Origin of the sequence: Actinoplanes sp. NPDC051851, from assembly GCF_040681165.1 — a bacterium.
GTDB lineage: Bacteria > Actinomycetota > Actinomycetes > Mycobacteriales > Micromonosporaceae > Actinoplanes.
Genome location: NZ_JBFAYF010000008.1, coordinates 208323 through 219844 on the forward strand (window position 1 = coordinate 208323; position 11522 = coordinate 219844).

The following is an 11522-nucleotide window of genomic DNA, read 5'->3' on the forward strand; positions in this document are numbered from 1 at the left end:
ATGCGGGTCACGGCGCGTACCTCTGTTCCACACGGAGCATCTCGGCGACGGACAGGGCGGCGAACGGGCGGCCGGCGGCGCGGTGCGGGGCGTCCCCGTGGGCCAGCTCGCCGATCGCGCCGAGACCGGCCTCGGCGAGGTGCGCGGCGAGCCCGGTGAGCAGGCCGTCGACCGGGTACCCGGCGGCCACCCGGGCGTCCGCGTACGGCCCGATCAGCCACGGGCGGACCATGCCCTGCCCGGGGTGGCCGGGCCGGTAGCCGTACTCGTCGGGTGCGAGGGTGCGCAGCCCCATCGGGGTGAGCAGGGCCTCCCCGGCGGCACGCGGCGGGGGCGCGCCGACACCCCGCATCGGTGCGTGCGGCAGCGACCAGGCGAGGAGCTGGTACGGCCGCAGGGTCGGATCGTCGTGCCGGCTCGCCGCCCCGAGCGGGTAGGGCGCCGCCGGCCCCTCGATCGCGTCGTGGAGCCAGCCCTCGGGCGCCGGGAAGCGCCGCCGGAACGACTCCCGGGCCCGCGCGTGTTTCGCCCGGGGCTCCCCGTCGTCCCTGCGCGCCTCGGCGAGCAGGTCCCCGAGCGCCGCGAGCCCGTTCACCCAGAGCGCGTTGACCTCCACCAGCTTCCCGGCCCGCCCACCGTCCTGGCCGGCGCTGCGGGGTGCCTGATCATCGTCGAGGCACCCGTCAGGGCCGGCCAGGAGGGTGAGCAGGCCGTCGGCGGGGTCGACGGTGAGCGGGCCGCCGCCGGAGAGCGTGGCGCGGAGCAGGCGGCCGAGCGGCAGGGCGAGCGTGGCCGCGAGGTCGGTGTCGCCGGTACGGACCACGTGCCGGTCGACCGCGTGCACCAGCCAGAGCGGTCCGGTGCCGATGTCCGGGGCCGGGGCGCGCAGGGCCGCCCGGGTCCGGGCGATCAGCAGGTCACGGCCCTCGCCGACGCGGCCGGTGTCGAGGAACAGGCCCTCGTACGCGGCTCCCGTGTCGCTCAGCGACGGTCCCCGGTCCGGGTGACAGGTGACCACGTCCGGGCCGTCGGCCCCGCTCACCACGAAGTGGTCCGCCGCGAGGAGCAGGCTCTCGCCGTACCCGGAGACCTTGGCGGTGGAGATCAGACGACGGGCGCGATCGCGCGCCGAGGCCAGCACCAGCGACGGTGCCGGCGGCCTCGCCCGGGGATCGCCGGCCCACGCGGAGATCTCCAGACGGTCGCCGGGACCGGCCTGCTCGCAGAACGTGCCGGCCAGCCAGAGGTCCTCGACGGCCGTCCCGGTCCGCGCGCCCAGATGCCATCCGCCGCCCGGCTGCCAGCCCGGCCCGGCCAGCCGGTACGCCCCCTCGACCAGCGCGCCGTCCGCCACCTGCTCGACGCGCGGCTCCGGCTCACGGGCGGTCCGGGAGCCGCCGGCGAGACGCCAGGTGCACATCGCGGCGACCGCCAGGCCGACCCGGCCGGGCGCGCTGACCACCCGGTGCACGACGGCGAGCGACGGGTGGCCGTGCCGCAGCGCCAGCTCGCGCTCGATCACCACCTCGCCGATCCGCCAGCGCCAGCGCGGCAGGCCGTCGGCGAGCACGAAGGACTCCAGGTGCCGATGACCGGCCGGATCGACTGCGCCCGACTCCCACTGATGGGTGTAGAGCGGTACCTTGACGCCTGTGGCGAGTGTCACCGTCAGATCGAGGGCGGCCACCGCGGTACGGCGTACGCCGGACGCGTCCGCGACCACCAGGAGCGCGTGTTCGGGCCGGGTCCGCAGGCCGCTCACCGTGCCGGTGGCGTATCCGCCCAGGCCGTCCGTGACCAGCCACTCCCGGCCGGCGCCGGCGTCCTCGGCGAGGGAGCCGCAGACCTGCGGCCCGAAGATCAGCGGATCGTTGCGCGGCACGTCGCCTCGTATGCTCGATTCTGGACCATGCTAAACCCCTAAAATGGGGATAAATATGCACCTAAACGGACAGTCTGGCCGACCGTATCAGGCCCCTCCGCGAGAATGGGCATAGACGCGGCCGGACAGGATTAGGGGATCCCGCGGCGGGGCATGAGCAGCGGGGCCGGTCGTGACGACCGAGGGCCGAGGGGTAGGAGCACGGTATGCAGGTTTGGCCTGGTCATCGGTACCCGCTGGGTGCCACGTACGACGGGACGGGCACGAACTTCGCGATCTTCTCCGAGGTGGCCGAGGCGGTGGAGCTCTGCCTCTTCGACGCCGCCGGTAACGAGCGCAAGGTGCAGCTGCACGAGCAGGACGCGTTCGTCTGGCACGCGTATCTGCCGGGTGTCGAGCCGGGACAGCGGTACGGCTACCGCGTCTACGGCCCGTACGAGCCGCACCGCGGGGTCCGGTGCAACCCGCACAAGCTGCTGCTCGACCCGTACGCGCGCGCGGTCGACGCGGACATCGCGTGGCACCCGTCGCTCTACGCGTACGACTTCGGCGACCCGGAGCGCATGTCGGACCTGGACTCGGCGCCGTACATGGCCAAGGGCGTGGTGGTGAACCCCTACTTCGACTGGGGCAACGACCGGCGGCCGGACATCCCGTACCACCACTCGGTGATCTACGAGACGCACGTCAAGGGCCTGACCCAGCGGCACCCGGACATCCCCCGGGACATGCGCGGGACCTACTCGGCGATAGGGCATCCGGCGATCATCGAGCACCTCAAGGGACTCGGTGTGACCGCGGTCGAACTGATGCCGGTGCATCAGTTCGTCCACGACAACCGCCTGCACGACCTGGGGCTGCGCAACTACTGGGGCTACAACACGCTCGGGTTCTTCGCGCCGTACCACGGGTACTCGGCGATGGGCTCGCTCGGCCAGCAGACCCAGGAGTTCCGCGGCATGGTCAAGGCGCTGCACGCGGCGGGGATGGAGGTCATCCTCGACGTGGTCTACAACCACACCGCGGAGGGCAACCACCTCGGGCCGACCCTGAGCCTGAAGGGTATCGACAACCGGACGTACTACCGGCTCGTCGAGGACCAGCCGCAGTTCTACATGGACTACACCGGCACCGGGAACAGCCTGAACGTCCGCAGCCCGCAGAGCCTCCAGCTGATCATGGACTCGCTGCGCTACTGGGTCACCGAGATGCACGTCGACGGCTTCCGCTTCGACCTCGCCTCCACCCTGGCCCGGGAGTTCTACGACGTGGACCGGCTCTCCACGTTCTTCGAGGTGGTGCAGCAGGACCCGATCGTCGGCCAGGTGAAGCTGATCGCCGAGCCGTGGGACGTCGGCCCGGGCGGGTACCAGGTCGGCAACTTCCCGCCGAACTGGACCGAGTGGAACGGCAAGTACCGGGACACCGTCCGGGACTTCTGGCGCGGCGAGCCGGCCACCCTCGCCGAGTTCGCCAGCCGGATCACCGGCTCGGCCGACCTCTACCAGGACGACGGGCGCAAGCCGTTCCACTCGATCAACTTCGTCACCGCGCACGACGGGTTCACGCTCACCGACCTGGTCAGCTACAACGACAAGCACAACGAGGCGAACGGCGAGGAGAACCGGGACGGCGAGAGCCACAACCGGTCCTGGAACTGCGGCATCGAGGGCCCGACCGAGGATCCCAAGGTGCTGGAGCTGCGCGCCCGCCAGCGCCGGAACTTCCTGGCCACCCTGATGCTCAGTCAGGGCGTGCCGATGATCTCGCACGGCGACGAGCTGGGCCGGACCCAGCAGGGCAACAACAACGCGTACTGCCAGGACGACGAGATCAGCTGGATCGACTGGGAGAACGCGGACGAGCAGCTGCTGGAGTTCGCCCGGACGCTGACCGCGTTCCGGCACCGGCACCAGGTGTTCCAGCGCCGCCGGTTCTTCACCGGGCTGCCGGTGACCGCGCGCGGCGGCGGCGACCCGCTGCCCGACCTGGAGTGGTTCACCCCGGACGGCCGCCCGATGGCCGGCGACGACTGGGGCAACGACTTCGGCCGGGCGGTGGCGCTCTTCGTCAACGGCGAGGGCATCCGCGAGCGTGGCCAGTACGGCCAGCGGCACGTGGACAGCTCGTTCCTGCTCTTCTTCAACGCGCACGACGCGCCCCTGGAGTTCGCCACCCCGCCGGCCGAGTACGGCGAGAAGTGGGAACGAGTGATCGAAACCGCCGCGCCGTCCCCGGATCGCCCGTCGGTCGTGGAGGCCGGCCACAAGATCTGGGTGCCGGACCGCTCCCTCATCGTGCTCGACAGGACGGTCTGATGGCTCCGAGCAGCACCTACCGCGTCCAGGTCCGCCCCGACTTCCCGCTGAAGGCCACCGCCGAGCTCGCCGACTACCTGGCCGACCTCGGCGTGAGCCACCTCTACTCGGCGCCGCTGCTCACCGCCGGGCCCGGCTCCACGCACGGCTACGACGTCGCCGACCACTCCCAGGTCAGCCCGGAGCTGGGCGGTGCCGAAGGGCTGCGCTCCCTGCATCAAGCGTTGACCGCCGCCGGCCTCGGCCTGGTCGTCGACATCGTGCCCAACCACGCGGGCATCGCCGTTCCGAAGGCCAATCCAACCTGGTGGGATGTCCTTAAAAATGGACAAAATTCCAAATACAAGGACTTTTACGACATTGACTGGTCGCGAGAGCGGATCCTCGTCCCGGTGCTCGCCGACGACCCGGACGCGCTCGACCAACTGACCGTCGAGGGCGACGAACTCGCCTACTACGACAAGCGGTTCCCGATCGCCGAGGGGACCGGCGGCGGCAGCGCCCGCGAGGTGCACGACCGGCAGCACTACGAGCTGGTCGCCTGGACCCGCGGGGACGCCGAGCTGAACTACCGGCGCTTCTTCGGCATCGTCGAGCTGGCCGCGCTCCGGGTCGAGGACCCGGCGGTCTTCGATGCCACGCACGCCGAGATCCTGCGCTGGATCCGCGAGGGGATCGCTGACGGCCTGCGGGTGGACCACCCGGACGGGCTGCGCGATCCGGGCGGCTACTTCGAGCGGCTGCGCGCGGCGGCACCGGGCGCCTGGCTGGTGGTGGAGAAGATCCTGGAGCCCGGCGAGCGGCTGCCCGCCTGGCCGGTCGACGGCACCACCGGGTACGACGCGATGGCCGAGGTCTGCGGCGTCTTCGTGGACCCGGGCACCGAGGCGTTCTTCGACACCCTCGACCACCATCTGACCGGGCACGAGATCTCGTACCAGAACCTCGTGCACGAGACCAAGACGACGGCGGCGACCCGGCTGCTCGCCGCCGAGCTGCGCCGGATGGCCGCCCTCGTACCCGAGCTGGAGAGCGCGCCCCGGGCCCTGGCCGAACTGGCCGCCTGCTTCCCGGTCTACCGCTCCTACCTGCCCGCCGGGCAGCGCCACCTGGCGGCGGCCCGTGCCGAGGCGGGCCGTCGCCGACCGCAACTGATCCCCGCGCTCGATCAGGTGACCAACCGGCTGCGCGACCCGGAGGACGAGCTGGCCATCCGGTTCCAGCAGTTCACCGGCGCGGTGATGGCCAAGGGTGTGGAGGACACCGCGTTCTATCGGTGGACCCGCTTCGTGGCCCGCAACGAGGTGGGCAACGATCCGACCGATTTCGGCGTCCGGCCCGACGAGTTCCACGAGTGCGCCGGTCAGCGGCAGCGCGAGTGGCCGGCCGGGATGACCTCGCTCGCCACCCACGACACCAAGCGCGGCGAGGACGTGCGCGCCCGCCTGGCGGTCCTCTCCGAGCTGCCCGGCGACTGGACCGAGGTGGTGCGCCGCTGGGTCCGGATCGCTCCGCTCCCGGATCCCTCGCTGGCCCATCTGATCTGGCAGGTCGCGGTCGGTGCCTGGCCGATCTCCCGGGAGAGGCTTCTCGCGTACGCCGTGAAGGCCGCCCGGGAGGCCGCGGCCGCCACCTCGTGGCACCGCCCCGACGGGCCCTTCGAGGACGCCCTGCGCGCGATGATCGACAAGATCTACGACGACCCGGCGCTGCACCGCGAGATCGGTGACTTCGCGGCCTCGATCACGCCGCCCGGCTGGTCGAACTCGCTCGGCCAGAAGCTCGTCCAGCTGACCATGCCCGGCGTGCCCGACGTCTACCAGGGCACCGAGCTCTGGGACCACTCGCTGGTCGACCCGGACAACCGGCGGCCGGTCGACTTCGCGGCCCGCCGCGCGATGCTGAGCCGGATCGACGACGGCCACCTGCCGCCGGTGGACGAGTCCGGCGCGGCGAAACTCCTGGTCACCAGCCGGATCCTGCGACTGCGGCGGCAGCGCCCCGAGCTGTTCACCGGATACCGCCCGGTCTACGCCGAGGGCCGGGTCGGCGAGCACGTCCTCGCCTTCGACCGGGGCGGCGTGGTGGCGGTCGCCACCCGGTTGCCGGTCGGATTGTCACGTCACGGGGGGTGGCACGACACCACCCTTTCACTGGACGGACACAGTTGGACGGAATTGTTCACGAACGCCAGCTACGGTGGCACCCACGTGGCCGTGGCCGAGCTGCTGCAGACCTATCCCGTCGCGCTTCTGGTGAAAGAATGACGACCTTCGAGGTATGGGCGCCGTCGACGTCGCCCCGGCTGTCCGTGAACGGCACCGAGCACGCGATGGAGCCCGCGGACGGCGGCTGGTGGCGCCTGGACCTGCCGTCGGTGGGTCCCGGCACCGACTACGCCTACGTCCTGGACGGCGCGGACAAGCCGCTGCCCGACCCGCGGTCGGCGTGGCAGCCGCGCGGCGTCCACGAGCCGAGCCGGCTCTACGACCACGCGGCCTTCGCGTGGACCGACGCGGCGTGGACCGGGCGGCACCTGCCCGGCGCGGTCCTCTACGAGCTGCACATCGGCACGTTCACCCCGCAGGGCACCTTCGACGCCGCGATCGAGCGCCTCGACCACCTCGTCGAGCTCGGCGTCGACCTGGTCGAGCTGCTGCCGGTCAACGCGTTCAACGGCGAGTACAACTGGGGCTACGACGGGGTCTGCTGGTACGCGCCGCACGAGGCGTACGGCGGCCCGGACGGCCTGAAGCGCTTCGTCGACGCCGCCCACGGCAGGGGCCTGGGCGTGGTGCTCGACGTGGTCTACAACCACTTCGGCCCCTCCGGTGCGTACGCGCCGATGTTCGCGCCCTACCTGAGCGCCGGGCAGAACTCCTGGGGCAGCTCGCTCAACCTGGACGGCCCGGACTCCGGCGAGGTGCGCCGCTACATCGCCGACAGCGTGCTGATGTGGCTGCGCGACTACCACGTGGACGGGCTGCGGCTGGACGCCGTGCACGCGCTGCACGACGAGGGCGCCACCCACCTGCTGGAACAGCTCGCCGTCGAGGTGGAGTCGCTCTCCACCGCGCTGCGCCGCCCGCTCACCCTGATCGCCGAGTCCGACCTGAACGACTCGAAGCTGATCACCCCGCGCGAGGGCGGCGGGTACGGCCTGCACGCCCAGTGGGACGACGACGTGCACCACGCCCTGCACACCCTGCTGACCGGGGAGCGCCAGGGCTACTACGGCGACTTCGGATCCCTGGACTGCCTGCGTACGGTCCTTACGGGCGCGTTCTTCCACGCCGGCACCTGGTCCTCGTTCCGGGGCCGGCGGCACGGCCGCCCGGTCGACCGGCAGCGCACCCCCGGCCACCGGTTCGTCGCGTTCCTGCAGAACCACGACCAGATCGGCAACCGGGCGATCGGCGACCGGCTCACCGCCACGCTCTCGCCCGGCCTGCTCCGGGTCGCCGCGACCCTGCTGCTCACCTCGCCGTTCACCCCGATGCTCTTCATGGGCGAGGAGTGGGCGGCGACCAGCCCCTGGCAGTTCTTCACCAGCCACCCGGAGCCGGAGCTGGCCGCCGCCGTGCAGACCGGGCGGCGCCGCGAGTTCGCCCGGCACGGCTGGGCCGAGAGCGAGGTGCCCGACCCGCAGGACCCGGCCACCTTCGAGCGCTCCAAGCTGGACTGGTCCGAGCTGGGCAAGCCGGGGCACGCCGAGATGCTGGCGTTCTACCGGAAGCTGATCCGGCTGCGCCGTTCGGTGCCCGACCTCACCGACCCCTGGCTCGCCGACGTCGAGGTCTGGCACGGCGACCAGCACGTGGTGATCCGCCGCGGCCGGTACGCGATCGCGGTCAACCTCGCCGCCGAGCCGCGGACGGTCAGCGTCCGGGCGGTCCCGTCCGCGGTGCTGCTCGCCACTGCCGAGGGCGTCGTCCTACAGCGGGACCGGGTGGAGCTTCCCCCGGAGAGCGCTGTGGTGGTACGCACTTCCCGGTGATGACCCGTGTCCTGCTGGGCGCCATCCGCGCGTACCGGAAAATCTCGCCGAGGCTGCCCACCCAGTGCCGCTACCAGCCCACATGCAGCGCCTTCGCGCTGGAGGCCGTCGAACGGTACGGACCGAAGCGGGGGGTGAGGCTGACACTGGGGCGTCTGGTGCGATGCCGTCCCGGTGTCCCGTCGGGTACCTGGGATCCCGTTCCGTGACCTGATGGTGCACCATGACCCGACCGGGGAAGGGGGTTCGGGTCGATGGGGGACGGCTTTCCGCCGCAGACGCGCCGTGTGTGGCCGCTGCGCAGGCGCACGACGGTCGAGGACATCGCGGTGCGTGGCATCGCCGAGCAGGAGGCGCGGGACGAGGGGCTGCCGCTGCCCGCCGTTCCCGAGGCGCTGCCCCCGCCGGAGTCCGCCGCGCTGCCGGACCCGCCGGAGCGCTTCAACATGGAGGCGCTGCGGCTGGCCGGTCTCGGACTGGCCCTGGTGCTGACCGTGGCGCTCACCCTGGTCCGGCTCTTCGTCGGCGGGCCGCCCTCGCTCGCCGAGCTGCGTGCCCAGGCGGGCGTGGACAGCTGGCCGGTGCTCGACGTCGGGGTCAAGGACGACCAGTACGGGACCGCGTACTACGACGCGAAGACCGGCATCTGGTCCGGCTTCGACATCGACATCGCGTACATGATCGCCGAGGATCTGGGGTTCCGCCGCGACGACGTGCGCTTCTACGGCATGGAGAGCGAGGACCGGGCCCGGATGCAGGCCACCGACGCCGAGGGCAACCGGGTGCCGGTCAAGATGGTGATCGCGAGCTACAGCATCACCGAGGCCCGGGAGGCGATGGCCGGAGTGACCTTCTCCCAGGCGTATCTCTACACCGAGCAGTCGGTGATGACGCTGGCCGGGCACTCGAAGGTCTCCGCGCTCGAGGAGTTCAAGGGCAAGAAGGTCTGCACGCTCTCCACCGCGACCAGCGAGGCGGCCCCGTCCAAGGCGGGCGCGGACGTCGTCCGGAAGAATCGGGTGAGTGAGTGTTTCACCGCCCTGGACCGGGGGGAGGTCGACGCGGTCAGCACGGACGCGGCGATCCTCGCCGGGTGGAAGGCCAGGTTCCCCGCGAAGTACGACCACTGGGACCTCGGGCTGGACGCCACCGAGGCGTACGGGGTGAACGTGGGGGAGAACCCGGCGTTGAAGAAGCTGGTCGACATCACGCTGTACCGGTCGTACCGGGACCCACGGGACGACCGCTGGGAAGAGGCGTACCAGAGCAATCTCCAGGTGGAGGCGGCCGCGAACGGCAAGACCCCGATAGCGATCGCGCAGCAGCCCCGGGTGACGCGCCCGGACGTACGTGAACTGCCATGGGAAGATCTCCTGGAATGACCGACTGCACCGAGCGGCAGCCAGCCGCCAGCCGACGACGGCCTTGCAGGCGAGGGCCGGGAGGGCATGACCGAGGTGGCCCGGCATGACCACCGAGATCTTCGTCAAGGGCAGGCCGATCGCCTCGCCGCACCGGCGCCGCTCGCAGCTGAACTGGCTGCTCACCATGCTGCCGGCGTTCCCGCTGATGCTGCTGGTGCTGCGCCTGTGGTACCTGAGCCGGCAGGACCTGCCGACGATGCTGCTGCTGGTGCAGTACATCAACCCGCTCGGCATGGTCAGCGCCCTCTTCATCACGCTGACCTGGGCGATCCCGGCGGTCATCCTGACGATCCGGGTGCTCGGCGGGATCCTGCTGGTCAGCACGCCGGGCGAGGCCGGGCGCTCGCCGCTCGCGGTCTTCGCATTGCGGATGCCGGACTGGGTGGTCATGATCGCGGTGATGATCGCCGCCTTCACCTGGCAGCTGCGCATGCTGCCGACGCTCGCCATGCTGATCGTGGCGGTGCTGGGGCTCACCGGCGTGCAGCGGCTGCGCGCCGAGCGCTGGGTGATGCTCTGGCTCACCCTCGGCGTCCCGGTGCTGACCGGCCTGCTGGTCTGGGCCTTCGTCTGGCCCGGCGTGACGGCCGCCCTGCGCGGCGGCGAGTACGCGACGGCGGTGCTGCTCGGGGTGCCACCCCTGCTCGGCCCGCTGCTCACCGGGGCGGTCCCGGCCCGCTGGGCCCGGCTGGTGACCCACTGGCCGGCGGTCGGCGCGGCCCTGGCCCTGCCCCTCGTGGTCGGCGTGGTCTTCCTCCGTGCGCCGGTGCTGCCCAGCACCGCCATCGAGGTCGGCGCCGAGGGGGAGCCGGTCGGCGAGGTGGTCCGCGGCCAGCTGATCGCCGTCGACGACACCTCCACCACCATGCTCAGTCCCGGTGGTGAGGTGACGTTCATCCCCAACAACGAAGTACGCTCGAAGACACTCTGCCCCGAAGCCGAGACTCCACCCGAGAGCGCCGTCGCGGTACGCGGCTGGCAGGTCGAGGCGTCGGCGCTGGAGTGGATCGCGCCCACACGAAAGGTGACCGAAATCGATCCTCGATGCCTGGGGCGGCCCCGTGACCCGGCCTGAGTGTACTTTCCAGTCCGACATGTGCGACGCGCCGCCCACCACGTGCAGACAGCTCGCCATCGACCTGGCAGGCTGCACGCCATGACCTTGCACCTGCGGTGGGCGGCCGTCACCGACCAAGGACACGTCCGGAGCAACAACGAGGACTGTCACTACGCCGGTGACCGCCTGCTCGTCGTCGCGGACGGTATGGGCGGCATGGCCGCGGGCGATCTGGCCAGCCGGGTCGCCGTCGAGGCCATGGTCGCTCTGGACGTCCCGATCGACACCGAGAACCAGATGGACGCGCTGCACAAGGCGCTGGAGATGGCGAACGGGCGGATCGCCGAACAGGTGACCGCCGACCCGTCGCTGGCCGGGATGGGCACCACGATGACGGCGGTGCTCTTCAACGGCGAGCGGGCCGCGATGGCCCACGTCGGCGACTCCCGTGCCTACCTGCTGCGCGACGGGCGGCTGAACCAGCTGACCAAGGACGACACGTACGTGCAGATGCTGGTCGACCAGGGCCTGATCAAACCCGAGGAGGCGGCCGGGCACCCGCGGCGCGCGGTGGTCACCCGGGTTCTGCAGGGCGAGCCGGTCAGCCCGGCGTACGTCATCGTCGAACCGCAGGTCGGGGACCGCTGGCTGCTCTGCAGCGACGGTCTGACCGGCGTGGTCAGCGACGCGACGATCGAGGAGGAGCTGCGCACCGTCCCCGATCCGAAGACGTGCGCGGAGCGCCTGGTCGACCTGGCGCTGCGGGGTGGCGGCCCGGACAACGTGACGGTGGTCGTCGCCGACGTGACCGCGGGCGACTGACCGGTTATCGTCATCCGGCCGC

The 11522-nt window shown here is 71.6% G+C and carries 8 protein-coding genes; 7 read left to right on the top strand and 1 reads right to left on the bottom strand.

Annotated elements, in window-relative coordinates; translation table 11 throughout:
- Nucleotides 1–7 precede the first annotated feature (7 nt).
- The gene (locus AB0M08_RS11290) at nt 8–1882 is read right to left on the bottom strand and encodes a glycogen debranching enzyme N-terminal domain-containing protein (RefSeq protein WP_364491594.1); all 1875 of its coding nucleotides are present in this window, start codon (nt 1880–1882) and stop codon (nt 8–10) included.
- A gap of 206 nt (nt 1883–2088) precedes the next feature.
- On the opposite strand from AB0M08_RS11290, the gene glgX reads away from it, so the two are divergent.
- The 7 genes from glgX to AB0M08_RS11325 all read left to right on the top strand — a co-directional run bounded on the left by glgX (nt 2089) and on the right by AB0M08_RS11325 (nt 11500).
- Nucleotides 2089–4200 carry a glycogen debranching protein GlgX gene (gene glgX, locus AB0M08_RS11295; protein WP_364491596.1) on the top strand — a complete coding sequence of 704 codons (2112 nt, stop codon included), beginning with the start codon at nt 2089–2091 and terminating at the stop codon, nt 4198–4200.
- Nucleotides 4200–6467, top strand: a complete 2268-nt coding sequence (gene treY, locus AB0M08_RS11300; RefSeq protein WP_364491598.1) for a malto-oligosyltrehalose synthase — start codon at nt 4200–4202, stop codon at nt 6465–6467. Before glgX ends, treY begins: the two co-directional genes overlap by 1 nt.
- The gene (gene treZ / locus AB0M08_RS11305) at nt 6464–8197 is read left to right on the top strand and encodes a malto-oligosyltrehalose trehalohydrolase (RefSeq protein ID WP_364491600.1); all 1734 of its coding nucleotides are present in this window, start codon (nt 6464–6466) and stop codon (nt 8195–8197) included. The genes treY and treZ overlap by 4 nt, the downstream gene beginning before the upstream one ends.
- Entirely contained in the window at nt 8197–8406 is a 210-nt protein-coding gene (yidD, locus tag AB0M08_RS11310; RefSeq protein ID WP_364491655.1) for a membrane protein insertion efficiency factor YidD, read from the top strand. The genes treZ and yidD overlap by 1 nt, the downstream gene beginning before the upstream one ends.
- Nucleotides 8407–8451: 45 nt before the next feature.
- Nucleotides 8452–9579: a transporter substrate-binding domain-containing protein gene (locus AB0M08_RS11315; protein ID WP_364491602.1), complete on the top strand. Its 1128-nt coding sequence runs from the start codon at nt 8452–8454 to the stop codon at nt 9577–9579.
- Between the two features lie 85 nt (nt 9580–9664).
- Nucleotides 9665–10696 carry a hypothetical protein gene (locus tag AB0M08_RS11320; RefSeq protein WP_364491604.1) on the top strand — a complete coding sequence of 344 codons (1032 nt, stop codon included), beginning with the start codon at nt 9665–9667 and terminating at the stop codon, nt 10694–10696.
- A gap of 81 nt (nt 10697–10777) precedes the next feature.
- Nucleotides 10778–11500, top strand: a complete 723-nt coding sequence (locus AB0M08_RS11325; protein ID WP_364491606.1) for a protein phosphatase 2C domain-containing protein — start codon at nt 10778–10780, stop codon at nt 11498–11500.
- The last annotated feature ends 22 nt before the right edge of the window (nt 11501–11522 follow it).

Excerpts from the sequence above, each read along its gene's own strand:
- glgX (WP_364491596.1), top strand. The coding sequence starts at position 2,089 with ATGCAGGTTTGGCCTGGTCATCGGTACCCGCTGGGTGCCACGTACGAC.
- treY (WP_364491598.1), top strand. The coding sequence starts at position 4,200 with ATGGCTCCGAGCAGCACCTACCGCGTCCAGGTCCGCCCCGACTTCCCG.
- treZ (WP_364491600.1), top strand. The coding sequence starts at position 6,464 with ATGACGACCTTCGAGGTATGGGCGCCGTCGACGTCGCCCCGGCTGTCC.
- yidD (WP_364491655.1), top strand. The coding sequence starts at position 8,197 with ATGACCCGTGTCCTGCTGGGCGCCATCCGCGCGTACCGGAAAATCTCG.
- AB0M08_RS11315 (WP_364491602.1), top strand. The coding sequence starts at position 8,452 with ATGGGGGACGGCTTTCCGCCGCAGACGCGCCGTGTGTGGCCGCTGCGC.
- AB0M08_RS11320 (WP_364491604.1), top strand. The coding sequence starts at position 9,665 with ATGACCACCGAGATCTTCGTCAAGGGCAGGCCGATCGCCTCGCCGCAC.
- AB0M08_RS11325 (WP_364491606.1), top strand. The coding sequence starts at position 10,778 with ATGACCTTGCACCTGCGGTGGGCGGCCGTCACCGACCAAGGACACGTC.